General features: G+C 63.8%; 18 protein-coding genes. 9 read left to right on the top strand and 9 right to left on the bottom strand.

Annotation, left to right across the window (positions count from 1 at the left end; genetic code table 11):
* Positions 1–195 precede the first annotated feature (195 nt).
* The 9 genes from G453_RS0109570 to G453_RS23245 all read left to right on the top strand — a co-directional run bounded on the left by G453_RS0109570 (position 196) and on the right by G453_RS23245 (position 12632).
* Positions 196–1572 (top strand): glutamine synthetase family protein, encoded by a 1377-nt coding sequence (locus tag G453_RS0109570; RefSeq protein ID WP_027190890.1) that lies wholly within the window; start codon positions 196–198, stop codon positions 1570–1572.
* An 87-nt stretch (positions 1573–1659) separates the two neighbouring features.
* The gene (locus G453_RS0109565) at positions 1660–2760 is read left to right on the top strand and encodes an acyl-CoA--6-aminopenicillanic acid acyl-transferase (RefSeq protein WP_027190889.1); all 1101 of its coding nucleotides are present in this window, start codon (positions 1660–1662) and stop codon (positions 2758–2760) included.
* 219 nt (positions 2761–2979) lie between these two features.
* Positions 2980–4548 carry an ABC transporter substrate-binding protein gene (locus tag G453_RS0109560; protein WP_027190888.1) on the top strand — a complete coding sequence of 523 codons (1569 nt, stop codon included), beginning with the start codon at positions 2980–2982 and terminating at the stop codon, positions 4546–4548.
* Between the two features lie 225 nt (positions 4549–4773).
* Positions 4774–5745 (top strand): carbohydrate ABC transporter permease, encoded by a 972-nt coding sequence (locus G453_RS23250; protein ID WP_235731733.1) that lies wholly within the window; start codon positions 4774–4776, stop codon positions 5743–5745.
* Entirely contained in the window at positions 5745–6605 is an 861-nt protein-coding gene (locus G453_RS0109550; RefSeq protein ID WP_027190887.1) for a carbohydrate ABC transporter permease, read from the top strand. The genes G453_RS23250 and G453_RS0109550 overlap by 1 nt, the downstream gene beginning before the upstream one ends.
* On the top strand, positions 6602–7723 hold the full coding sequence (locus G453_RS0109545) for an ABC transporter ATP-binding protein (RefSeq protein ID WP_027190886.1): 1122 nt from the start codon (positions 6602–6604) through the stop codon (positions 7721–7723). Before G453_RS0109550 ends, G453_RS0109545 begins: the two co-directional genes overlap by 4 nt.
* Positions 7720–8841, top strand: a complete 1122-nt coding sequence (locus tag G453_RS0109540) for an ABC transporter ATP-binding protein (protein WP_156920868.1) — start codon at positions 7720–7722, stop codon at positions 8839–8841. Before G453_RS0109545 ends, G453_RS0109540 begins: the two co-directional genes overlap by 4 nt.
* Before the next feature lie 114 nt (positions 8842–8955).
* Positions 8956–9936, top strand: coding sequence for a radical SAM protein (locus tag G453_RS0109535; RefSeq protein ID WP_027190884.1), 981 nt, complete (start codon positions 8956–8958; stop codon positions 9934–9936).
* Positions 9933–12632 carry a molybdopterin-dependent oxidoreductase gene (locus G453_RS23245; RefSeq protein ID WP_043645265.1) on the top strand — a complete coding sequence of 900 codons (2700 nt, stop codon included), beginning with the start codon at positions 9933–9935 and terminating at the stop codon, positions 12630–12632. The genes G453_RS0109535 and G453_RS23245 overlap by 4 nt, the downstream gene beginning before the upstream one ends.
* A gap of 212 nt (positions 12633–12844) precedes the next feature.
* Here G453_RS23245 and G453_RS23240 read toward each other — a convergent pair whose 3' ends face one another.
* The 9 genes from G453_RS23240 to G453_RS0109485 form a co-directional block, all read right to left on the bottom strand.
* Positions 12845–14098, bottom strand: coding sequence for a phenylacetate--CoA ligase family protein (locus G453_RS23240; RefSeq protein ID WP_043645260.1), 1254 nt, complete (start codon positions 14096–14098; stop codon positions 12845–12847).
* Positions 14099–14131: 33 nt separating this feature from the next.
* Positions 14132–14929 (bottom strand): ABC transporter ATP-binding protein, encoded by a 798-nt coding sequence (locus tag G453_RS0109520; protein ID WP_156920872.1) that lies wholly within the window; start codon positions 14927–14929, stop codon positions 14132–14134.
* A 66-nt stretch (positions 14930–14995) separates the two neighbouring features.
* Positions 14996–16180, bottom strand: a complete 1185-nt coding sequence (locus tag G453_RS0109515) for an ABC transporter substrate-binding protein (protein ID WP_051272169.1) — start codon at positions 16178–16180, stop codon at positions 14996–14998.
* A gap of 32 nt (positions 16181–16212) precedes the next feature.
* A complete protein-coding gene (locus G453_RS0109510; protein WP_027190881.1) occupies positions 16213–17262 on the bottom strand; it encodes a branched-chain amino acid ABC transporter permease in 1050 nt (349 codons plus the stop codon).
* Between the two features lies 1 nt (position 17263).
* Positions 17264–18151, bottom strand: a complete 888-nt coding sequence (locus G453_RS0109505) for a branched-chain amino acid ABC transporter permease (RefSeq protein WP_027190880.1) — start codon at positions 18149–18151, stop codon at positions 17264–17266.
* 1 nt (position 18152) lies between these two features.
* Entirely contained in the window at positions 18153–20045 is a 1893-nt protein-coding gene (locus tag G453_RS0109500; protein ID WP_027190879.1) for an AMP-binding protein, read from the bottom strand.
* A gap of 7 nt (positions 20046–20052) precedes the next feature.
* Positions 20053–20835, bottom strand: a complete 783-nt coding sequence (locus tag G453_RS0109495) for an ABC transporter ATP-binding protein (protein ID WP_027190878.1) — start codon at positions 20833–20835, stop codon at positions 20053–20055.
* A complete protein-coding gene (locus tag G453_RS0109490) occupies positions 20835–21491 on the bottom strand; it encodes a CBS domain-containing protein (RefSeq protein WP_027190877.1) in 657 nt (218 codons plus the stop codon). The genes G453_RS0109495 and G453_RS0109490 overlap by 1 nt, the downstream gene beginning before the upstream one ends.
* 1008 nt (positions 21492–22499) lie before the next feature.
* Complete coding sequence (locus tag G453_RS0109485; protein WP_027190876.1) at positions 22500–23195, bottom strand: SOS response-associated peptidase; 696 nt, start codon at positions 23193–23195, stop codon at positions 22500–22502.
* Between the last annotated feature and the right edge of the window lie 41 nt (positions 23196–23236).

Below are 23236 nucleotides of genomic sequence, written 5' to 3'. Positions count from 1 at the left end.
TTCTGCGCCTCCCCCCTGGCGTGGCCTGTGTCACGCAATCAACATAACATCCTGAAATGTATAGGCAGTGTTGAAGGGTGCGCATTTGGCACGCCCCTTGAATTAGTGGTCGTGATTTTACGGGAATGTAAAACGCCGCATGAGGGCGCTCGGGCCGGGACCACCAATTCAACACGGAATGGGAAACGTATGACCATGCTCCAGAATAAGTCCAGTCAGATCGATATCATCAAGAAAACGATCCGCGACCACGACATCCAGTTCATCCGCTTCGAACAGGCCGACCTGTACGGCGTTTCCCGGAGCAAAACCGTCCCCGTGGGCTGTTTCATGGATTACGTGGACAACGGCTTGAACTTCTACGGCGGCCTGCTGGGCCTGGACATTCAGTCCATGGTCCCGAGCGGCACCGGGTACGCCGAAGAGGTGGCCTACGCCGACCACTGCACCGTACCTGACCTCTCCACCTTCACGGTGCTGCCCTGGGTTCCCAACACGGCCAACATCACCGTGGACCCCTACTGGTACGACGGCTCCCCGGCCATGGCCTCGCCCCGCCTGCTGCTGAAGAAGATAATAAACGAATTCGACAAGATGGGGTACGTCTGCCGCCTGGGCTACGAGTTCGAGTTCTACGTCCTCGACGCCAAGACCAGGGAGCCCGCCTACACGGGCCAGCCCATCTTCGTGACCCTGAAGAACAACTTCGACATCAACTTCACCTACGACCTGATGCGCAAGATGGATCAGGCCGGGGTGCGCATCATCACCCAGAACTCCGAACACGGTCCCGGCCAGCAGGAGCTGAACCTCTACTACAAGGACGGCCTCGCCGCCGCAGACACGGCCTTCCTGTTCAAGAACGGCACCAAGGAGATCGCCCTCCAGCACGGCTACCTGGCCACCTGGATGACCAAGCCCTTCATCGATTCCAGCGGCTCCGGATCGCACTTCCACGTCAGCCTGATCGACAAGAAGACCGGCAGGAACGTCTTTGACGACCCCAGCGCCGAATACGGCCTGACGGATCTGGCCAAGAAATTCCTCGCTGGCGTGCTCAAACACGCCAGGGCCAACACCGTGTTCACCGCGCCCACCATCAACTGCTACAAGCGCTACCGCATAAACTCCTTCGCGCCCCACAGCGCCACCTGGGGCATGGAGAACCGCACCATCGGCGTGCGCCTGAAGGGATGCCGGGGGCAGAGCACCCATTTCGAGAACCGCCTGGCCTGCGGCGGCACCAACCCCTATCTGCTGGCGCTCAGCACCCTGGCCGCCGGGCTTGAGGGCATCCAGTCGTCGCCCGAGTTGCCCGCGCCCATCACGGACATCGCCTACCTGCGTGACGACGTGCCCAAGCTGCCCTTCAGCCTGGAAGAGGCTGTGGACGAATTTGAAAAAGACACCGCCCTGCACGCCGTGCTGGACCCGGAGTTCGTCAAGCTGGTCCTGGCCGTGAAGCGCTTCGAGGTGGAGAACGCCAAGAGCCGGTTCGAGGACTACGGCACCCCGGCCTTCAACAACCGGGTCGATCCCTGGGAATGGGACTACTACATGGAGCTTATCTAGTTCTGCCTGCCTGTACCGGTAGGGGGGAGGGCACGCCGCGCCCCTCCCCCCCAAGAACAGACATGTTTGAGATTCATGGAGATACGAATGCCTTCTTCCATACCTGTCCTGGACCTCTCAGGGTCGCCTTACGAGATCGGACTTGCGCACGGCAAGGCCATGAAGGACCTCATCACGGAGTTCGTGGCCTCCGTTACTGCCGTGCATCAGGCCAACAACACCTTCCTGAAGGCGGAGCGCCACTCCCTGATTTCGTTTTGCATGCGCAACCAGGGCTTCCTGGAAAAATTCTCCATGGACCTTCTTGATGAAATGCGCGGCATTGCCGCCGGAGCGGGCGTGCCCTTCGAGGACATCGTCTACCTGAACTGCTTCCTGGAGCTTGAAGACCTGCGCGCTCCGGGCCTGGGTGGAAAAGCCCTGCCCGACGCCCTGTGGGGGTGCACCACCTTCAACATCACGCGCTCGGCCAGCGCGGACGGTCGGGCCTACATCGGCCAGACCTACGACATGGAGAAGTACTACGAGCGCTTCCTGTGCGTGCTGCGCATCACCCCGGAGAGAGGCCCGGCCATGCTGGTGCTCACCTTCGCGGGCATCCTGGGCCTGAACGGCCTGAACGCCGCCGGAGTGGGGGCCGTGATCAACAAGGTAGCGGCCACGGACGCACGCCCCGGCGTGATCTATCCCTTCGTCATGCGCAAGGCCCTGGCCGCCGAGCGCATTGGCGACGCCCTGGGCGCGGTGATCTTTTCCCCGCGCGCCACGGGCATCACCTACCAGCTGGCCGGATCAGGCGTAGCCTTCTGCGCCGAGACCTCGGCCACCTACTACCAGCTGCTGGATATCGACGGGGCCGTGGCCCACACCAACCACTACGTGGGCCAGTTCATGCGCCGCTTCGAAACGCCCGGCTGGCTCTCCCACGGTGGGTCCATGGTGCGCAAACAGGTGGCGGACGGCTTCCTCAAGAAGCACCGGGGCGCTCTGACCCCGGAACTGCTGAAAGACTTGAGTCGCGACCACACCAACCATCCCCGCTGCATCTGCGCCCACGGGTTCCCCGGAGAGGACGAGAAGACCGCTTTCCATACGGTCTTCGGGATCGTGATGGACCCTGCGGCGGGCTGGTTCGACGTGTGCGCGGGCAACCCGTGCGAGAACGAGTATCAGCGGTGCAGTCTGTAGCGTTGCCGTTGTGAAGAGAATGAGCGGGATTGTTACGCTATGAAAATGGTTCTTTCGCGTTGTGATCGCAGGAAAGATTCTTGTTTAGGGCAAATGCGTTATGTGCGGCGAGGCCAGTGAGCGCATTCCGTCAGCGGAGAGCTTCCCGGTACAGGAACAACAGGCCAGGGCTTCATTGTTTGCAACAGTGTTACATAACTTCCTTTCGAGAGGTGTGACGTGGCAAAGACAAATCCTGAAATCGATGTGGTGCTCAACAAGTTCGACGCGGGCGGCATGAGCCGCAGGAGCTTTTTGAGCAAGATGACGGCCCTTGGCGTCACGGCCTTCGTGGCCAACGCGGTGAGCCTGTCGCCCCTGGGCGCGGTCAAGGCCTTTGCGGCCATCGGCGGCCCCGAGGAGCGCGCCTGGGAGCTGGCCAAGATCGCCGCCGCCAAGGCCACCAAGAAGTCCCTGACCCTCTTGATCCCCACCGGCTCCATCGGCAACATGACCCCCTACGCCGACAAGTGGAAGAACGAGCTGGGCATCACCCTGGAGTTCATCGAGGAGCCGGACGAGGTCATCCACACCAAGGGCATGCAGGAAGCCGTGGCCAAGACCGGCCGCTACGACGTCATGATGCCCACGGCCATGTCCTACCCCGACTGGATCGACTCGGGCGTGATCTATGACCTCACCGAGTGGACCGAGAAATACCAGCCCGACCTCTTCGACAAGGAGTGGGGCGTGGTCTTCCCGGCCAGCCACCACGCGCAGCTTTACAACGGACGCGTCGCTGGCCTCTTGAACGACGGCGACCAGATCACCCTCTTGTGCCGCGACGACTATCTGAAGAATCCCGACAAGGCCAAGGCCTTCGCCGACAAGTACGGCTACCCCCTGGCCGTGCCCAATACCTGGAAGGAATACTACAACCTCGCGCAGTTCATGCACGACCCGGCCAACAAGTTCTACGGCAGCCTGGAGTACCGCTCCCCGTATTACGTGAAGTGGATGTTCATGCAGCGCCTGGTGTCCAAGGGACGCCTGTACTTCGACCAGGACATGAACCCCACCTTCAACTCCGACGAGGGCGTCGCCGCGCTGGAAGACATGCTGGCGATGAACAAGTACCTGCACCCGGACGCCTTCAGCTTCACCTGGTCCTCCAACTACAACGCTTTCGGTCGCGGCGAAGGCTTCATGAACATCGTGTGGCCCTCCGGCTACAAGTACTCCAAGGCCCCCTCCACCGGACCCGCCACCTCAGGCAAGATCGCCGCCACCGTGATGCCCGCCGACACCCTGAAGGACGGCACCAAGCTCTACGCGGGCATGTTCTGCTGGGGCTACGGCTACGCGGTGTCCAAGTACTCCGCCAACCCGGAGCTGGCATACGCCTACTCCCAGTGGATGACCTCCCCCACCATCTCGGCGGACGCCATCCCGTACCTGGGCGGCTACTCGGACCCCTACCGCATCAACCACATGCTCAAGCCCACCCAGCGGCTGATCGACACCTACACGGTCCCCTACCTGCAAACCCTGTACGACAACATGGTCAACACCGTGCCCGACTTCTGCCTGCCCGGCGGCTTCGAGTACCAGGACGCCCTGGACAAGCAGGTGCACGCCTGCATGACCGGAGCGATCGCCCCCAAACCCGCCCTGGACAACGCCGCCCGCGCCTTTGACCGGATCACCAAGCGCATCGGTAAGGAAAAGGTGAAGAAGTCCTGGCTGGCGCTGACCAAGAACCTGGCCGAGCCCATCAAGAAGGCCAGCGGCGCGGACAAGTGGAGCTGACAGCCCGCCTTGAAAGTCGACTCTTGCAGCCTGTTCAATGAACTCGATGGCAAGGCGCAGGAAATACCAGGCCCGATGCGTATTGGGCATACGTGAGGGCTTGGCTGTTTCCAGGCAACGCAGCCGGCGGGGATTATTAATCAGGCTGCCAACCCCCATGCGGGCGGCCGCAGAAAATCTGGCCTGAGCCTTTTGCAGAGCCCAAACGGCCGCGAGGTATTCATAGTGGATGATCGAGTTGGAATCGCAACAACCGTCGATGCGCCGCCCTCCGAGGGGAAACCCTCGGGGGGGCGGCCCCAGGGGGGCCTTGGCAGCACGGCTGTGGCCCGCATCCTGACCCTGCCGGGGCAGGTGGTGTCCATCGTTGTTCTGGTGGTGCCGCTGATGGTCGCCCTGTACATGAGCTTCACGGACTGGTCGCCCACGCGCAGTTCCCTGCTGGACGCCCAGTTCGTGGGGTTCGACAACTACAGCGACCTGCTGATTTGGGATACGCGCTTCGTCTATGCCGTAGTCAGGACGCTGCTCATTTCGGCGGTGTGCCTGTCGCTGGAATTCGTGCTGGGGTTGGGGCTGGCTGTCCTCTTCCTGAGGGAGTTCAGGGGCAAGTCGCTCCTGTTTTCGGCCTTCCTCACACCCATGATGATCCTGCCCGTGGTGGTCGGCTACACGTTCTGGATGCTGTTCCAGTCCAACGGGCCGGTGAACCAGATCCTGGAATTCTTCCTGGGGTCGCAGGCCACGCTGGAGTGGTTCCGGCGCGCCCCGCTGGCCATTCTGGCGGTCATCATCACGGAGGTCTGGCACTGGACCCCGCTGTTCTTCCTGATCCTGCTCTCCGGGCTCAATTCCGTGCCGGAAAACCCGGTGCGCGCGGCGGTCATCCTGGGCGCGAACCCACGCCAGGTGTTCTGGCGGGTGGTGATGCCCATGATTAAGCCGGTCATCATCGTGGCCTTCGTCATCCGCTCCATGGAGATCATCAAGCTCTTCGACGAGGTATACATGCTGACCAGGGGCGGGCCGGGCTCCTCCACGGAGACCATCAGCCTCTACATCTACAAGCTGGCCTTTAACGACTTCCAGCTGGCCTACGGCGCGGCCGCCGCGTTCATCGTGCTGGTGGGGTCGCTCGCCCTGGTGCACCTGCTGCTCGCGCCGGTCCGCGACCAACTTCTGGAGGGCGGACGCTGATGCACGCCAAGAAGCTCTCTTTCCCCCTGGCCGTGGTCATGGGCGCGGCGCTCGTCCTGGTGCTGTTTCCGGTGTTCTGGATAGCCATGACGTCCATCAAGCCACCCATCGACTGGAACGCCTCGCCAGCGATCTGGCTGCCCTCGGAGCCCACGCTGATCAACTTCCAGACCCTCTTCAACCCCGACGCCATCCGCGAATACGGCGTAGGCGGCGTAAGCCAGGCCGCCACGAAGTCCGTTATCGGCTCCGTGCTGGCCTCGGTGGTGTCCACGGCGCTGTCGGTGCTCATCGGGCTGTTCTCAGCCATCGGCATCACGCGCTACGGCAGCGGCAGCAAGGCTACCCCGCTTATCATCCTGTCAGGCCGGATGTTCCCCCCGGCGGCCATCGCCGTGCCCTTCGTGATTATCTTCTCCAACGTGGGGCTGACAGACAGCTACACGGGCATCATCGCCATTTACGTGGCGGCCACGCTGCCGTTCTCCACCTGGATGCTCAAAAGCTTCGTGGAGGATCTCCCGCGCGAGATCGAGGAAGCGGCCATGATCGACGGTCGCTCCCGCCTGGCGGCCCACCTCACCGTGACGATCCCCCTGATCCGGGGCGGGCTGTTCGCCACCACCCTGTTCATCTTCATCCTCAACTGGTCGGAGTTCATGTTCGCGCTGGTGTTGTCCTACTCCAACGTCAGCACCATCCCGGTGCAGCTGGCCAAGTACGTAACGGCCACGGCGGGGACGCTCTACGGCGTGCAGGCGGCCCTGGCCGTGCTCGCCATGGTCCCCCTCATTCTCGCGGGCTATCTCATCCAGTCGCATCTTGCGCGCGGCATGACCTTTGGAGCGATCAAGAAATGAACAGGCCCAAATTGGAACTGGTTTCCCTCTGCAAGGAATACGGCGAAGGGTCCGTGCCAGCGGTGGACGGCATCGACCTGAGCATCGAGGCGGGCGAGACCATCGCCCTGCTGGGGCCTTCCGGCTGCGGGAAGTCCACCACCCTGAACATGATCGTCGGCCTGGAAAACCCCACCTCCGGCGACATCCAGATCGACGGCAAGTCCGTGGTGGGCATCCCGCCGGGCCAGCGCAACATCGGCTTGGTCTTCCAGGACTACGCGGTGTTCACGGCCATGACCGTGCGCCAGAATCTGGCCTTCGGCCTGGAGGTGCGCAAGGTCGCGGATCATGAAATCAAGCGCGCCGTGGACGAAGTGGCCGAGCTTTTGGGCATGTCCGACCGCCTGGACGCCAAGGCCAAGGAGCTGGGCGGGTCCGAGCTCCAGCGGGTGGCCATCGGGCGCACCCTGGTGACCAAGCCTGCCATCCTGCTGCTGGACGAGCCCCTCTCCAACCTGGAGACGGCGGCCCGGCTGGCCATGCGCCGCGAGCTGCGCCGCTTGCAGAGCGAGATCGGCCTGACCATCATCTACGTGACTCACGACCAGATCGAGGCTTTGTCCCTGGCGGACCGCATCGCGGTGATGCGCTCGGGCAAGATCCTCCAGGTGGAGAAGACGGCGCTCATCTGCGACAAGCCGGACCACGTGTTCGTGGCCGGATTCCTGGGGTCACCGCCCATGAACCTGATCTCGGGGGAACTTGCGGCCTCGGGCGAGGGCCTGCGCTTCGTCCAGGACGGCTTCTCGCTGCGGGTCGCGGACGGGGAGTGCGCCTCCGGGGTGCGCCCCTACAGCCGCTACACGCTTGGCATCAGGCCGGAGTCGCTGCGCGTGGTCCCGGAGAGCGGGGCAGAGCTTCGCGGCACGGTGCTCCTGGTGGAGACGCGCGGGCCGGAGGTGATCCTCACGGTGGCCGTGGGCTCCGTCAACCTGAAGATGGTGGCCCCGGCCCTGAGCCATCCGGCAGAGGGCGAAACCGTGGGCCTTTGGGTGGACAGCGACGCCCTGGTGTTCTTCTGCGGCAAGACCAGCCGCAGGATCGACGATCTTTTCACCGGGAGGGTGTGCGCATGAGCGGCGAGATGAAACCTTTGGACGTGTCCGTGCTCCACATGGGCGGCGTGAGCAAGAGCTTCCGGGGAAAACCGGCCCTGCGCGACGTGGAGTTTCACGTCCCGGCCTCCTCCCTGACCGTCATCCTCGGACCGGCGGGCGCGGGCAAGACCACCACCCTGCGCATGATCGCCGGGCTGGACAAGCCCGATGCGGGTACCGTGTCACTCAACGGCCAGGACGTGAGCGGATGGGAGCCGCGCGACCGCAACATCGCCATGATATTCGACAACCTGGCGCTCTATCCCGACAAGACCGGATTTGAGAACATCGCCAGCCCGCTGGTGATCCGTGGGGAGTCCAAGCACGTCATAAAAGAGAAGGTGGCCGGGATGGCCGCCAAGCTCAAGGTGTCGCACACCCTGGACCGGCTTCCAAAGACCATGAGCGGCGGCGAACGCCAGCGCATCGCCCTGGGGCGGGCGCTGATCCGCACCCCGGTGCTATTCCTGCTGGACGAGCCCCTCTCCAGCCTGGACGCCATGCTGCGCATCGAGTTGCGCGCGGAGCTCAAGCGCTTGCAGCGCGAATGCGGCTGCACCTTCCTGATGGCCACGCCGGACTACACCGAGGCCCTGGCCATCGCCGACACCGTGGTCATGCTGCGCGAGGGCCGGGTGGTGCAGATAGACGCCCCCCAGACCCTCTATGACCTGCCCGTGGACCGGGAGGTGGCGCAGTTCGTGGGCGCTCCCCAGATCAACCTGATCCGCGCGCGCATCGAGACGCTTGGGCACGGCGTCATCCTGGCCGCCGGCGCGGTCCTGCCCCTTCCGGAGCACTTGAAGGCCGGACTGTCCGGCTCGGAGCCCGACTTCGAACTGGGCATACGCCCCGAGAACCTTGCGCTTGCCGCAAACGATTCTGACGCACCCATCCGCGCGCAGGTGGTGGACGTGGAAGCCCTGGGCGTCAAATCCGTGCTCACCGTCCGCAACGACGCGGCGGAGCTGCGCCTGGTGGTGGAGAGCGTCCGCACGCTCGGGATGCGGGCGGGGCAGAACGTGGGCGTCGAAATAGTCAATCCTTCCGCCCTGCTGGCATTCAGCCTGGGAACCGGACGGCGTATCACGGCCTGAGCCCTCCCGGACGCATCGTGCTTATGCAAACCTGCACACGCGGCTCCAGCGCCTTGACCGGCTCGCGGCCTGGAAGCGGCGTTGTCTCCCGGACCTTAAGCGCTCGCACATGACATGATAAACATCTTCGTCACCTACCGATGCAACTTGGCCTGCCCTTACTGTTTTGCCAGGGGGCTCGCCCGTGCGTATCCGGCGGACATGACGCCGGAGAGTTTCAACGCGTTGCTGGGCTGGATGGAGTCGGCCCGGTTGCAGTCTGCGGCCTTCATCGGCGGCGAGCCCACGCTGCACCCGCATCTGGCGGACATGATCGAGCGGACGACGGCTGCCGGAATCCCGGCGGTGCTCTTCACCAACGGGCTGTTTCCCGCCCCCCTGGCCGAAAGGCTGGCCGGGAGCGTGTCCAACTTCGTGGTCAACTACAATGATCCGTCCCTGTACACGAGAGCCCAGAGCGCCGCGTTGCATGCCAACCTGTCGCTCTTGCGCGACCTGGGCGCGCGGATAACCTTCTCCAAGAACTTCTCCGCCGGACTGTGCGAATACGGCTACCTGCTGGAGGGGGTGGAGCGCTACGGCGTCCGGGCCGTGCGCTACGACATCTCCCGCCCCGACGCCGAGGCCGCCAACGAGCACCTGGGCCTGGAGCAGGCTTCCGGCATGGCCACGCACATCGTCGGGTTCGTGAGGGCCTGCGAGGAGCGGGGCGTGCGCACCGGGCTTGATTGCTGCGTGCGCCTTTGCGATCTGCCCGAGCCCGACCGGCGCTATCTGGAGCAGGTGTCCATGAAGTTCCGGGGCATCTGCCATCCCTCCATCGACGTGCATCCGGACCTGGGCGCGTCCTACTGTCTGCCGCTGCACGACGTGCGCGTGCCGGACGTGACCGCCTTCGAAGGCGAGCAGGCCCTGATGGGCCATTTCGCCGAAATCACGCGCCCCATCCGGTTCTCCGGCTCCGAAGCCCGCTGCGGCGGCTGCGCCGAGTTCAAGCGCCATTGCCAGGGCGGCTGCATGGCCCTCACCCGGCCCCGTGTTCCCGACGTCAATCCGAGCCCTCACATTCTCTTGCCTGGAGCATCACTGCAATGAGCGACATCAAGACCATCGTCACCACCTGCACCCGCGACTGCGCCAACACCTGCGGTCTGGTCGCCACGGTGGAAAACGGACGCCTGATCAAACTGACCGGCGATCCCGACCATCCGCTGACCAGGGGGCTGGCCTGCCACAAGACGGCGAAATACGTAACGCGCGTCTACAGCCCGGAGCGCGTCACGCATCCCATGATGCGCCGCAACGGCGAGTGGGAGCGCGTCACCTGGGACGAGGCCCTGGACCATATCGCCCAGCGCATGAAGTCGATCCGCGACGAGTCCGGCAACGAGGCCATCCTGTACTACCAGGGCTACGGCGAACGCACGGCGCTCAAACTGCTGAACCGCTATTTCTTCAACCTGTTCGGAGGCGTGACCACGCTCCGGGGCTCGCTCTGCGGAGGAGCGGGGCAGGCGTCGCAGAACCTGGACGTGGGGGAGCGCGTCTCCCACGACCCGCTGGACCACCACAACAGTGCGTCCATGATCCTCTGGGCCAGGAACCCGGTGTCCACCAACATAAGCCTTGTGCCCATCATGCGCGAGATACGCAAACGGGGCGGGCGGGTCATCGTGATCGATCCCATGCGCAACCGGTCGGCCCCGCTGGCGGACAGGCACATCGCCCCGCAGCCAGGCCGCGACGCGTACCTGGCCCTGGCCGCCGCGAAGCTGATTTTCCAGGCCGGGAAAGAGGACCGGGATTTCCTGGAGCGCTGCGCCGAGGGTGCGCGCGAGTTCCGGCGTCTGGTGGACAGCTACTCCCTGGAGCAGCTGTGCGAGCTGGCCGGAGTGCCCGTGGAGGACGCGCAGTACCTGGCCGAGACGCTCATGGAGCAGAAACCCACAGCCACACTGATGGGCTGGGGGCTGCACCGTCACGAGTACGCGCACCAGTCAATTCGTGCGGTGGACGCCCTGGGCGCGGTGTCCGGCAACATCGGCGTGCCTGGCGGCGGCGTGAGCCAGGGGTTCGAGGAGTACGGCCCCTATGACCAGCAATATTGGGGCGACGGGCTGAATCCTCCCCGGCGCACGCTCCTATTGCCCAGGGTCGGCGAAGAGATCCTGAACGCCGTGGACCCGGAGATCCGCATGATCTTCGTGACCGCCGCCAACCCGGTCTGCATGGCTGCCAACTCCGAAAGGGTGGCCCAGGCCTTCAGGAAGGCGGCGTTCGTGGTCTATTCCGGCCACTTCCTGGACGACACCGCCGACTATGCCGACGTCTTCCTGCCTGCCACCACCTTTCTGGAAGAAGAAGACGTGATGGCCAGCTACGGCCACAACTACGTGGGGGCGGTGAACAAGGCCATCGAGCCGGTGGGCGAGTGCAAATCGGAATTTCGCATGTTCTTTGAGCTGTCCTCGCGCTTTCCCTTCGCCCATTTCTACCGGCGCAGCGAAGAGGACTGGTTGCATGATTTGTGCGCGCCCATGCGCGACAAGGGCTGCGACTTGAAGGCCCTGAAAACGACACCATTCCGTTATCCGGCTCCCATGGTGCCGTATGCCGACCGCACGTTCGCGACCCCATCGGGAAAGTTCCGGCTGCTGACGGCCCTGGACCCCGCAGCCTTGTCAGGGACCGATCCGGAGTTTCCCTACAGGCTCCTGACCATCGCCCCCCACGGCTACATCTGCTCCGAGCGGACCATGGCCGAGCACGAACCCCTCCCCGAAATCCGTCTCAATGATCGCGAGGCCATGAAGGCCGGGCTGCGCGACGGCATGAACGTGATGGTCCGAAGCGCCGTGGGCCAGGTCAAGGCGGTCCTGCGGTGCGACGCGAACCAGCGCCCCGATGTGGTGGTCGCGGAGCGCGGCGGCTGGATCAAGGCCGGTCACGGCCTGAACCGCCTGACCAGGGATCTCGCCAGCAAGGTGGGCATGGGAACCCCGTATTACGAAACCTGTGTGAACGTCGGTCCCTGGCCGGAAGTCGGCGTGGCCGGGGCGAAGATTCTGGTGGTGCAGCACAGCGACATCGCGCCCGGCGGCAACTTCTGCAAGGCGCTCCTGCGTCAGGGGGCCGTGCTGGACGTGTTGCATCCCGTGAAGGGCGACGCGCTGCCGGATTCCCCTCAGGACTACGCAGGGCTCGTGGTGCTGGGCGGGCCGCAACACGCCTTTGACGACGCCTCGTGCGCGCATTTTGCGCCGCTCATGCAGTTGATGCGCGATTTTGACGCTCTGGGACGGCCCGTGGCGGGCATCTGCCTGGGCTGCCAGCTGCTGGCAAGGGCCTATGGTGGCCGCGTGTGGACCATGGAGGCACTGGAGTTCGGATTCGTCAGCCATGCGTTCACCCCGGAGGGCGCCCTCGACCCGGTGGTGGGGGGCGATCGCCAGCCGCCGCCGCTCATGGAGTTCCATCAGGACAGCTTCGACCTGCCCGAGGGGGCCACGGCCCTGATTCAGGGCGACGCCTGCCGGCAGCAGTGCTTCAAGGTGGGGAGGGCGGCCTACGGGTTCCAATTCCACCTGGAAGTGGATTCAGCCATCGTAAGCAGCTGGATCAGGAAATTCCGCAACGGCGAGATCGACGTCTACAAGGAGGACGCCGCCCAGTACGGCGAGGAGTACTTCAGGAAGATGGTCGAAAAGCTGCCCGCAACCGTCGCCAGATCCGAGGCGTTCTGCGCCCAGGTCGCTCAGCGCTGGCTGGAGCTCACCCGTTCCGGGAGCTGACCGGCTGGGAAAAAGCAGGGCTCGAAAAAGAAATGTCTGGGATTGCCTCTCTCCTTAGGATGCGCCGTTGATCTCGCCTTAAGCAATCCATGCCCGGAACGCGGGAGGCGGCTGAGAGAGGGGAAACCTGCATGGACTCCGTGGAAGCGTTTCGAGCTGCCAAAGAGGCAACAAAGGCGACCCGAGACCATGAAGGCGTGGTTTCATTGGGATCATTCATACACTCTAAGGTCGACAAGCTTTTTCCCCTCATCCTGGAAATCATCGGCTTCGCACGCTTCCAACTCCGGGCGCAACTTGCATAGCGCCTGGAACTGTTCCCGCAGTGCGTCCTCATCCATGTCGGCGCCACAGGCATAGCGCAGCCGCAGCCTGTCCTTGCCTCCGGGGTTGTCCACCACGACCTGCCAGGCGGAAATCGCCGGGAAAAGGGCCACGGCCTGGGCCACTTGGGCGACGTAGAGGAACTGTCCCTTGACCTTTGCCGTGTCGTCTACGCGGCCAAGGATACCCCTGAGCTTGGGCGCGGTGCGCCCGCAGGGGCAGACGTCCAGGCTGAAGGCGGAGAGATCGCCCGTGGCCAGACGGATGAGAGGGTAGTCCTTGCAGAAAGGCGTGAACACCACCTCGCCGATCTCGCCTGCCTCCACCGGAAGGCCGGACTGCGGGTCGCAAATCTCCACAATGCCCCGGCTGGTGGCGTGCATGCCGCCCAGTTCCCGGCACTCGTAGGCGATGGCCCCCACGTCCGCCGTGCCGTAGCCCTGGCGGATGACCATGCCGAACATGGCCTCCACCTCGGATCGCAGCGACTCGGAGAGCCGCTCGGCGGCCACGAACCCCACTTGAAGTTGGAAATCCCTCTTGGGATCGAGTCCCATTTCCAGCGCCTTCTCGCCAATGGCGCGCAGGTAGCTGGTCATGCCCACGAAGCCAGTCACCGGCAGGCGAGATAAAAGCTCGATCTGGACCGGGGTGTTGCCCGGTCCGGCTGGAATCACGGCGCAGCCGAGCTCATGCAGGGGTTCCTCGAACATCATGCCCGCCGGGGTGAGGTGGTAGCTGAAGGTGTTCTGCACCAGGCCGCCCGGACGGAACCCGGCAGCGTGGAACGCCTCGGTCCAGCCCCAGGAGTCAGGCTCGCGGCTCTCCGGGTCGTAGATCGGGCCGGGCGACTGATACACGTGGCGAAGCCGCCCGAAATCCACGCCCAAGAGTCCGCCCAGCCGCACTCCCTGGGCCTGGGCGGCCATCAGGTCCTTTTTGCGCAGCACCGGGATGCGCGCGAAGGCGTCCATGCCGGTTATGTCGGCGGGGGAAAGCCCGGCCTGCTCCATGCGGACGCGAAAGGCTGGCGCGTTGGCCCAGGCGTGGGCGGTAAGCTCCTGAACGCGCGACAGCAGCAGGGCCTCGCGCTCTGCTGCCGGGAGGGTTTCGACGTCGTGGTAGGGACGCTCCGTGGTCATGCAGTCCTCCTGCGGGAAAATGGAAATATCCGGTTAACCCAGCCAGCGCTTGCGCCTGCGGTAGTGCTTGACGTCACGGTAATCGCGTTTCAAGCCGCCGTGGGACAGCCCCAGGTAGAATTCCTGGACGTCGGGGTTGTTCAGCAGCGTCTGGGACTCGCCCTCCAGCACGATGCGCCCGTTTTCCATGATGTAGCCGTTGTGGGCGATGTTCAGCGCCGCCCTGGCGTTCTGCTCCACCAGGAGGATTGTGGCCCCGGCTTCGCGGTTGACCCGGGCGATTATCTCGAAGATCTCCTCCACCAGCAGCGGGGCCAGCCCCAGCGACGGCTCGTCCAGCAGCAGCAGCCTGGGCTTGGCCATGAGCGCGCGCCCGATGGCCAGCATTTGCTGCTCCCCGCCGGACATGTAGCCAGCCAGCTGTTTGCGGCGTTCCTTGAGGCGGGGGAAGTAGCCGTAAACCATGTCCAGGGACTCGGTCCGCTCGGAACCTGGACGGGTGTAGCCTCCGCAGCGCAGGTTTTCCTCCACGGTCATGTCCTGGAAGACCCGCCTGCCCTCCATCACCTGGAACACTCCGGCGCGCACGATGCGCTCCGGCGGCTGGTTGTGGATGGGCGCGCCGTCCAGAAGCACACGCCCGTCCGTTATCTTGCCTTCCTCGCCCATCAGGAGCCCGGAGATGGCCTTGAGGGTGGTGGATTTCCCTGCCCCGTTGGCCCCCAGGAGGGCGGTGATCCGCCCGTCGCCACAGGTGAGCGACAGGCCTTTGAGCACCAGGATCACGTCGTTGTACACGACCTCGAGATTTTCAACGCAGAGCAGATCCACCAGGGCCTCCAGGCTGTTCAAGCGGACAATCGGACGTGGCGGGCGTGGCGCGCGCCTCGCCCAAGGCTATTTGCCCAGCCATTCCTTTTTGCGCTCCAGGGACTGTTTGGCCAAAAGCTCCATCTTGCCGCCCTTGAACACGTAGAGGTAGGCGGTCATGTTGGGGCGATGGTCGTCCGGGAAGTAGCTGATGGGCGCGGTGAGTCCCATGGGGTCGAAGTCGCGCAGGGTTTCAAGCGCCGCCTTGATCTCCTCGCCGCCGAGCTTGCCCTTGGCCTGGGCGCGCTTGATGCCCTCGGCCATGACCAGCATGCTGGCGAAGCCGCGCACGTAGTGGGTCATCTGGGGTTTGCCGCCGGTCAGCTTCTCGATGGCCTTCATGCCGGGCACGTCCTGCCCGTAGGCCACGGCAGCCTGGAGGGAAATGACGCCCTCTGCGGCGGGACCGGCCAGGGGCGGCAGGTTCTCGTCCGCGCCCCAGATGTTGGTGAAGAACTGGGTCTTGAGGTTGAGCTTCTGGGCGTCCTTCAAGATCACCGCCGTGCTCTGGGTGGTGCCGCCGATCCAGGTGAAGTCCGGAGCGGCCTTGGCCAGGCGCAACAACTGAGCCGTGGCGTCCATGGCCTTCAGGTCCACGATCTCCTCGCCCACCAGTTCGAAACCCAGCTCCTTGGCGTATTCCTTGGCCGGGGGAATGGAGGCCAGCCCGTAAGGCACGTTGGGATACATGAGGGCCAGCTTGGGAGCGCGGGACTCTTTCCAGTTGTCCTTGAAGTACTTGAGGGCCGCGCGGACCTGGGTGGAGTAGTCCGCAGCGATGAAGAAGTTGTACGGGGCCTTGCTCGGGTCGGTGAGGTGGGCCGAGTAGGAGGCCGAGATGGTGGGGATTTTGTCCTTGGTGACGAACTGGGTCAGGGCCTCGGTGTCCTGGGTGCCCCAGCCCTGCAGGAAGAGGATGTTGTCCTGCGAGGTGAACTTCTTGTAGGCCGAGAGCGCCTGCTGGGCGTTGTAGGCGTAGTCCACCAGGGTGAACTTCAGCTTGGCCGCGCCCAGGAGTCCTGCCTCGTTGATGTATTTCGCGCCGTCGCGCAGGCCGCTGGCGTAAGGGGTGCTGACGTCGGCGGTGGGGCCGGACAGGTCCGCCAGCATGCCGATGCTGATTTCCTGGGCCAGGGCCGCCGGGGCCGCAAGCACCACGATGAGTGCAAGGGCGGCCAGGGCGCGCGCGAGTCGCCTGAGGGGATGTTTCACGGCGTTCCTCCTGTGTTGTTGATGGCTGCAGGTTAATGGGCGAAGGGGTAGAGCTTCCAGTAGGCCTTGGCCATGCGCCAGCGCTGGGCCAGCCCGTCCGGCTCGAAGATAAGAAACAGGGTCAGCACTAGGCCGAACACGCCGCCCTTGAGGGCGGCCAGGCTGGCCGTGGGGTCGCCGCCGAGCATCTGGCCCGCCAGCGCGGCCACCGCGTTCAGGGCCTCGGGCAGCACGGTCAGGAAAACGGCCCCGAAGACGGCCCCCAGCACGCTGCCAAGGCCGCCGATGATGATCATGGCCAGATAGTTGATGGACAGGCCGATGTTGAACTGCTCCGGGGTGATGAAGTTGGTGTAGTGGGCCCACAGGCAGCCGCCCACTCCGGCCAGGAAGGAGCTCAGCCCGAAGGCCTGGAGCTTCCCGGCGAACAGGTTCACCCCCACGATCTCCGCCGAGAGATAGTGGTCGCGGATGGCCACGAAGGCGCGCCCGGGCCGGGTGCGGGTGATGTTGGACACGGCCAGCACGGTCAGCGCGGCCACGGCCAGGGTGAGGTAGAACATCTTGATGTCCGAATCGAACTTCAGGCCGAAGATCTCCGGGGCCATGAGCATAAGCCCGTTGGACCCTCCGGTCATGGATTCCCAGTGCAGGAACACGTACTCCAGGATGAGCTGCGCGGCCAGGCTTGCGATGGCCAGATAGATGCCCTTGAGCCGAAGCGAAGGCAGCCCGAAGGCCATGCCCGCCAGCGCGGCAACCGCGCCGGATGCGGGCAGCGTGACGAGGAACGGCACGCCCTTGGCCGCCAGGATGCCCGCCGTGTACGCGCCCACCCCGAAAAAGGCCCCGTGCCCAAGCGAAATCTGTCCGCACAGCCCGGTGAGCAGGTTGAGCGACACCGCGCCGATCACCGCGATGTTCATCAGGCAGAGGATGGATACATAGTAGCTGTTGATGCCCAGGGGAATGATGACCAGAGCCAGGAGAAACGCCGCGAGGCAGGCTCGCTGGAATCCGCTGGGGAACAGGGCCGACTCGGCCCGGTAGGAACAGAAGAACAGCCCGCACTTGTCCTGCATGCTAGACCCTCTCTATCTCATGGGTGCCGAACAGCCCGTGGGGTTTTATCATCAGCACGATCACCAGCACCACGAAGGCCGCCACGTCCCTGAAGCCGTCCAGCCCCAGGATGTCCTTGGCCAGACCGTCGCAGACGTTCTCCAGGATTCCGATGATGAGCCCGCCCAGGGCCGCGCCCAGCATGCTGTCCAGCCCGCCCAGGATGACCGCCGGGAACACCTTGAGCCCCAGATAGCCCAGCTGGGAGTTGATGCCGTTGATGTTGCCCAGGATGACCCCGCCGATGGCCGAGACCACCGCCGCGATGCACCAGGACATTGCGAAGATGCGTTTGATGGAGATGCCCATGGAGGCGGCTGCGGCCTGATCGTAGGCCGTGGCCCGCATGGCGATGCCGGTGCGCGAGTACTTGAAGAAGGCCGAGAAGGCCACGAAGAGCGCAAGCGACAGGGCGAAGGCCACGATGTACACCGGTGCCACGGGCAGCCCGCCGATCGTGACCGGGGCCACGGGCAGCACCTGGGGGAACACCCTGATCTGGGTGCCCCAGACGAACTGCACCAGCGACTTGAGCACCGAGGACAGCCCGATGGTGACCATGACCACGCTTATTATGGGTTGCCCGATGAGGGGCCTAAGCGCCAGGCGCTCAACCGTCAGGCCCAGCACAAGCGAGAAGCAGAGCGTCAGCAGGAAGGCGGCCGGAAACGGCAGGCCGTACTCCACGGTGAGCGAGAAGCATACGTAAGCGCCCAGCATCAAGAGCTCGCCCTGGGCGAAGTTGACCACCTTGGTGGCCTTGTAGATGATCACGAAGCCCAGAGCCACCAGCGAGTAGATGGAGCCCACCACCAGCCCGGATATGAACACCTGGAGATAATATTCCACGCTAGGCTCCTTCTTCCATGGTCTCGAGCCGGATGGGCCCGGCCATGCGCCGCGAGCGGCCGTCCTGGTATTGGATGGACACGGTCAGGTCCACGCCTTCCTGGCTGGTGAACAGGGCCTCCACCAGCGGCTGGTAACGCTCCTCCACGATCTGGCGGCGCACTTTGCGGGTGCGGGTCATCTCCCCGTCGTCGGGGTCGAACTCCTTGAAGAGCAGGGCGAAGCGCCGCACGCGGATGTCTGCGGGCAGCACCGCGTTGATCCTGGCCACCTCCTCTTTCACGAGCCCGTACACCTCGGGCTTGGCGGCCAGGTCCTGGTAGGTGGTGTAGGTGATCTGGCGTCCCTCGGCCCAGCGCCCGGCGATCTCGCCGTCGATGCAGATGATGGCCGTCAGGTAGTCGCGCCCGCGCCCGAGCACCGAGGCCTCCTTGATGAAGGGCGAGAACTTGAGCTTGTTCTCCACGAACTGCGGGGAGAAGCGCGTGCCCCCGGCCAGGAGCATCACGTCCTTCAGCCGGTCGATGACCACCAGTCGCCCCTGCTCGTCGAAGTGTCCGGCGTCGCCGGAACGCAGCCAGCCGTCCTCAAGGGTTTCGGCGGTGGCCTTCTCGTTCTTGTAATAGCCCAGGAACACCGCCGGGCTGCGCGAGAGGATCTCGCCCTCCTCGGAGAGCCTGATCTCGGTCTCCGGAATGGGCTTGCCCACGGAAAGGTAATCCACCTTGCCGTTCTCGTGGATGCAGGAGATGCCCGCAATTTCCGTCTGGCCGTAGATCTGCTTGAGGTTCACCCCGATGGCGTGGAAGAACTTCATGGTGTCCGGCCCTAGCGCCGCGCCGCCCGTGCTGGCGGAGCGCACGCGCGAAAAGCCCAGCCGGTCCTTGAGCGCGCGAAACAGCATCGCTTCGGCCAGGGCGTAGGCCAGGCCCAGCAAGAGGCCGGGCTTGCCGCCTTCGAAGCGCACCTGCGCGTAGCGTTCGCCCACCGGCATGAACAGGTTGAAGAGCGCCCGCTTGAACGGGGTGGTCTCCATGATCTTCACCCGAACTCTGGCCGCCAGATTCTCCCACACGCGCGGCGGCGAGAAGAGGATATGCGGGCCGATCTCGCGGATGTTTTCTTGCACCGTGTCCGGCTCTTCGGGAAAACTCACGCAGAAGCCGAACAGCAGGGCCGAGGCCACGGCCATCATCTGTTCGCCCATCCAGGCCAGGGGCAGGAAGGACACGAACTCGTCGCCGGGGCGCTTGGGGTCCACCTGCCCCAGGTTGGAGGCCATGGACAACAGGTTCCTGTGGGAGAGCACGGCCAGCTTGGGCCGCCCCGTGGTGCCGGACGTGGTGGCGATCAGGCAGGGGTCCTCCGGGGAGAGGGCCGCCACCCGCGCCTCGAAGTCCCGGACGGCGGACTCGTCCTTGCGGCACACGTCCTCGAAGCGCATCAGGCCGTCGCTTGAGTACCCGGCCATGCCCTTGGGGTCGTGGTAGACGATGTGGCGCAGGTCCGCGAGCGAGTCGCGTATGGAGAGGATCTTGTCCACCTGCTCCTGGTCCTCGGCCACCACCAGCTTGGCCTGGGACAGTTCGAACACGTAGGCGATCTCGTCGGCGGGGGCGTCCTGGTAGAGGCCCAGAGCCATGCCGCCCAGCGACTGGATGGCCAGCTCCGCGAACAGCCACTCCGGGCGGTTGTCGCCGATGAGGATCACGATGTCGCCCTTGCCAAGGCCCAGCTCGGCGAGCCCGGCGGCAAACTGCGCGGCGGTGTCCAGGTACTGCCGCCAGCTGACGGTCTGCCAGATGCCCAGCTCCTTCTCGCGCAGCGCGGACTGGTTGGGCCTGGCCTTGGCCTGATCGATCAGCAGCCCGGGGAGTGTCTTGTGGTAGGTCATGCGTGCTTCACCTGCCCAGGAAGGTCGCGTCTTCGCTTCCCAGGTATGCGGCCAGCACCTTGGGGTCGGCCTGCACGGCCTCCGGCGCGCCCTGGGCCAGCACCTGCCCGAAGTCCAGCACCACCACCTGATGCGAAATGTTCATGACCACGCCCATGTCGTGCTCCACCAGGAGCACGGTCAGGCCCCACTCCTCGTTGATGTCCAGGACGAAGCGGGCCATGTCCTCGGTCTCCTCCAGGTTCATCCCGGCCATTGGCTCGTCGAGCAGCAGAAGCCGGGGCTCGGCCGCCAGCGCACGCCCTAGCTCCACGCGCTTCTGCAGGCCGTAGGGCAGAAGCCCGGCGGGCTGGTGGCGGTAGGGGGAGAGGTTCAGAAAGTCGATGATCTCTTCCACCCTGCGTCGGTGGGCGTCCTCAGCCCGGCGGGCCGCGCCGAAGTAGAGGATGGAGGACAAAAGGCCGTATTTCAGCTGCGCGTGGCGGCCCACCATGAGGTTGTCCAGCACTGAGAGGCCCCGGAACAGGGCGATGTTCTGGAAGGTGCGCGAGAGCCCCATGGAGGTGCGCCGATGGGTCGGGACCTTGAGGAGCTCGCTTCCGGCCAAGGTGATGGAGCCAGCCTCCGGGTGGTAGCGCCCGGAGATGCAGTTGAGCATGCTGGTCTTGCCCGCCCCGTTGGGGCCGATGAGCGAGACGATCTGCCCCTCCTCCACCTGGAAGCAGACGCTCACCAGCGCGGCGATGCCCTTGAAGGTCAGGGTGACGTCAGAAACGTCCAGCAGGGTCATCAGCGTGCCCACTCTCCGGAAAAATCATCCGGGGTGTTCATGCGATAGCCCTGGGCCTCCAGTTCGGCGATGATCTCGGAGGGATCGTCCGTGGCCAGGCGAATGACCAGTTGACGCTTGCCGCCCAAGGGGAAGGTCGCCGTGGAGATGATGGAGACGCCCTTGTCCTTGATGACGCCCGCGATGGCGTGGAGCACGCCGCGTTTGTCCTCCACCTCGAAGAATATTCGCGAACCGCCCTGGCGAAAGCCCATCTCCTCTATCAGGAAATCGAGCATGACCGTTCGGTTGATGTAGCCGACGAGTTTTCCGGTGGAATCCACCACGGCAAGCCCGGAGAGCTTCTTCTGGTACATCATCTCGGCGGCGGCCTCGATCTCCATCTCCGGGTGCACGGTGACGATGTCGCGGTGCATGATCTTGTCAACGGTCAGCCTGGAGAGCAGATACAGGGCCTCGTGCTTCTCCAGGGTGGACATCACCGAGGGCAGGGCGGCGGACACGTCCGCCTTGCGCACATAGCCCACGGCCTTGTCGCCTTCGGTTACCAGAAGCATGCCCAACGCCTGCTTTTCGAGCAGATCCTGCACTTTCGCCACGGGCGTCTTCGGAGTGACCGTGACAAAGTCTTTCAGCATTTTCAGACCGACGTACATGGCGACCTCCACTGAGTTCACCATTCATGACCTGTCTGATTGTTTGAAGCAAAAACTATTCGATCAACGGCATGATTCCTTCCGTGAACGGACGATTGTATACCTTGTTGGTGTGATATTGGTAGGGCATTGTTACTTTGGTGACACTGGAACTCGTGACTGTTTGGGAATGCCTCGTTTAGAGTTGAGAATAAATTACATGTGTAATATAAGCATGTTAGATTTATGGTCGAAGCCAACTGCCCCGGTAGCTCTGCGAGGCAGAAATCAAGGGAGAGTCGTTGCGTGCTAAAATTCTTGGATAAATGATGAATATTGGCAAATTAATCATACCATACTGGTATGGATTTGTATGGCAGTCAACTGATCCAGGAGCGTGAGGCAGTCGTCATACTCATGCCTCAACTCAGAGATATATTGGCTGTCAACGGCCCAAAACGGACGAAGGCGGCCCTTGCGGACCGCCTTTTTCCTTAAATTCCTGGGGGATGTGGACTTTGTCGGACTGTACTGGAAGTCCTGTTGGTGGGGCGGGGGGAATCGAGTTGTCCTGTAAGTGCCTGAAAAAAAATAATAAAAAATATTATATAAATGTAGTTACCCGAAAAGTTACCCGCCCTGAGAGCCGTCTGCAAAATATTCCAGGATATGCTGGACGAGGGGGGGAGCCCCCCGATCCCGGCTCATAGGTTCCATCCACCAGGTGTTGTCGCTGGTGGAACGTCCGCAGGGAGTGGCAAAACGACTCCAGCTTATCCATCGCAGACAGGCAAATTTTTGCGTCTATCCCCCTGGCCGGGGTCTACGCAAGCAAAGCGAGCCAGGAGCGTTTTTCGAGCCTTCTTTGTACTGTGTTGCTTGGTCGTTTCGCCGTTATTCCGTGAACCACCTCGCCCCCTGGCCCGCTTGAACGGGGTGGGGGGGGACCTCCGGCACCCGATCAGCGGTTCCATCCACCCGGTAAAGGTTCCATGGCAACGTCCGCACAGAGACCTGGAAAATGGACCGTCAGTTTTCCGGTACATCATCCTGCTGGCCTGACATCATCTCGATTAATCCCGAATCGTCGTTCTTCGGTGAATTTACCCTAGTGCTCACACGATACGCCAGCATGCCCGGCCAGGGACGGCTGGTCAGGATGTCCGCCACCTGGGCTGGGTCGCTTTGTTTCGGGTCCAGCCAGCGGGCATCGTCCTTCGGGACGACGATCACAGGCATGCGGTCGTGCAGCGGCGAGACCAGCTCGTTGGCTTGGCAGGTGATGATAGCCACGCTTTCGATGATCTCTCCTTCTTGGCTCTCATAGTGTTCCCAAATCCCGGCCAGGGCCAGGACATCCTCCGGGTTGCGGGAGGTGATGAACCAGGGCTGGCGGTGGCCGTTCTCGTCGTGCCATTCGTAGAATCCCTGAGCCGGGATCAGGCAGCGTCTGCGCCGCATGGCAGTCTTGAAGGATGGCTTCTCCGCCACGGTCTCCGCTCGGGCGTTGATCATCTTGTAGCCGATGGACTTGTCCTTAGCCCAGGAAGGAATCAGCCCCCACTTCAGCAGGCGCATCTCCCTGCGCTCGGGAGTCTGCACGACAGCCTCCACCAGCTGGCCGGGCGCGATGTTGTAGCGGGCCGGGGCCTGCGGCACTTCGGCCAGCTCGAAGCGCTCCTGCAGGCGCTTACGCGGTATGCCCAGCGCGAATCGTCCGCACATCGAACACCTCCCTGGCGATCTCACTCTCAGCCATCGGAACA

The organism is Fundidesulfovibrio putealis DSM 16056, assembly GCF_000429325.1.
Taxonomy (GTDB): Bacteria; Desulfobacterota; Desulfovibrionia; order Desulfovibrionales; family Desulfovibrionaceae; genus Fundidesulfovibrio; species Fundidesulfovibrio putealis.
Note: the sequence above shows the minus strand (reverse complement) of the source record. Positions and strands in the feature narration are given on the sequence as shown.

Bases quoted from the DNA above. Each gene is read 5' to 3' on its own strand.
- G453_RS0109570 (WP_027190890.1), top strand. From the start codon at position 196: ATGCTCCAGAATAAGTCCAGTCAGATCGATATCATCAAGAAAACGATC.
- G453_RS0109565 (WP_027190889.1), top strand. From the start codon at position 1,660: ATGCCTTCTTCCATACCTGTCCTGGACCTCTCAGGGTCGCCTTACGAG.
- G453_RS0109550 (WP_027190887.1), top strand. From the start codon at position 5,745: ATGCACGCCAAGAAGCTCTCTTTCCCCCTGGCCGTGGTCATGGGCGCG.
- G453_RS0109545 (WP_027190886.1), top strand. From the start codon at position 6,602: ATGAACAGGCCCAAATTGGAACTGGTTTCCCTCTGCAAGGAATACGGC.
- G453_RS0109540 (WP_156920868.1), top strand. From the start codon at position 7,720: ATGAGCGGCGAGATGAAACCTTTGGACGTGTCCGTGCTCCACATGGGC.
- G453_RS0109535 (WP_027190884.1), top strand. From the start codon at position 8,956: ATGATAAACATCTTCGTCACCTACCGATGCAACTTGGCCTGCCCTTAC.
- G453_RS23245 (WP_043645265.1), top strand. From the start codon at position 9,933: ATGAGCGACATCAAGACCATCGTCACCACCTGCACCCGCGACTGCGCC.
- G453_RS23240 (WP_043645260.1), bottom strand. From the start codon at position 14,098: ATGACCACGGAGCGTCCCTACCACGACGTCGAAACCCTCCCGGCAGCA.
- G453_RS0109510 (WP_027190881.1), bottom strand. From the start codon at position 17,262: ATGCAGGACAAGTGCGGGCTGTTCTTCTGTTCCTACCGGGCCGAGTCG.
- G453_RS0109500 (WP_027190879.1), bottom strand. From the start codon at position 20,045: ATGACCTACCACAAGACACTCCCCGGGCTGCTGATCGATCAGGCCAAG.
- G453_RS0109495 (WP_027190878.1), bottom strand. From the start codon at position 20,835: ATGACCCTGCTGGACGTTTCTGACGTCACCCTGACCTTCAAGGGCATC.
- G453_RS0109490 (WP_027190877.1), bottom strand. From the start codon at position 21,491: ATGTACGTCGGTCTGAAAATGCTGAAAGACTTTGTCACGGTCACTCCG.
- G453_RS0109485 (WP_027190876.1), bottom strand. From the start codon at position 23,195: ATGTGCGGACGATTCGCGCTGGGCATACCGCGTAAGCGCCTGCAGGAG.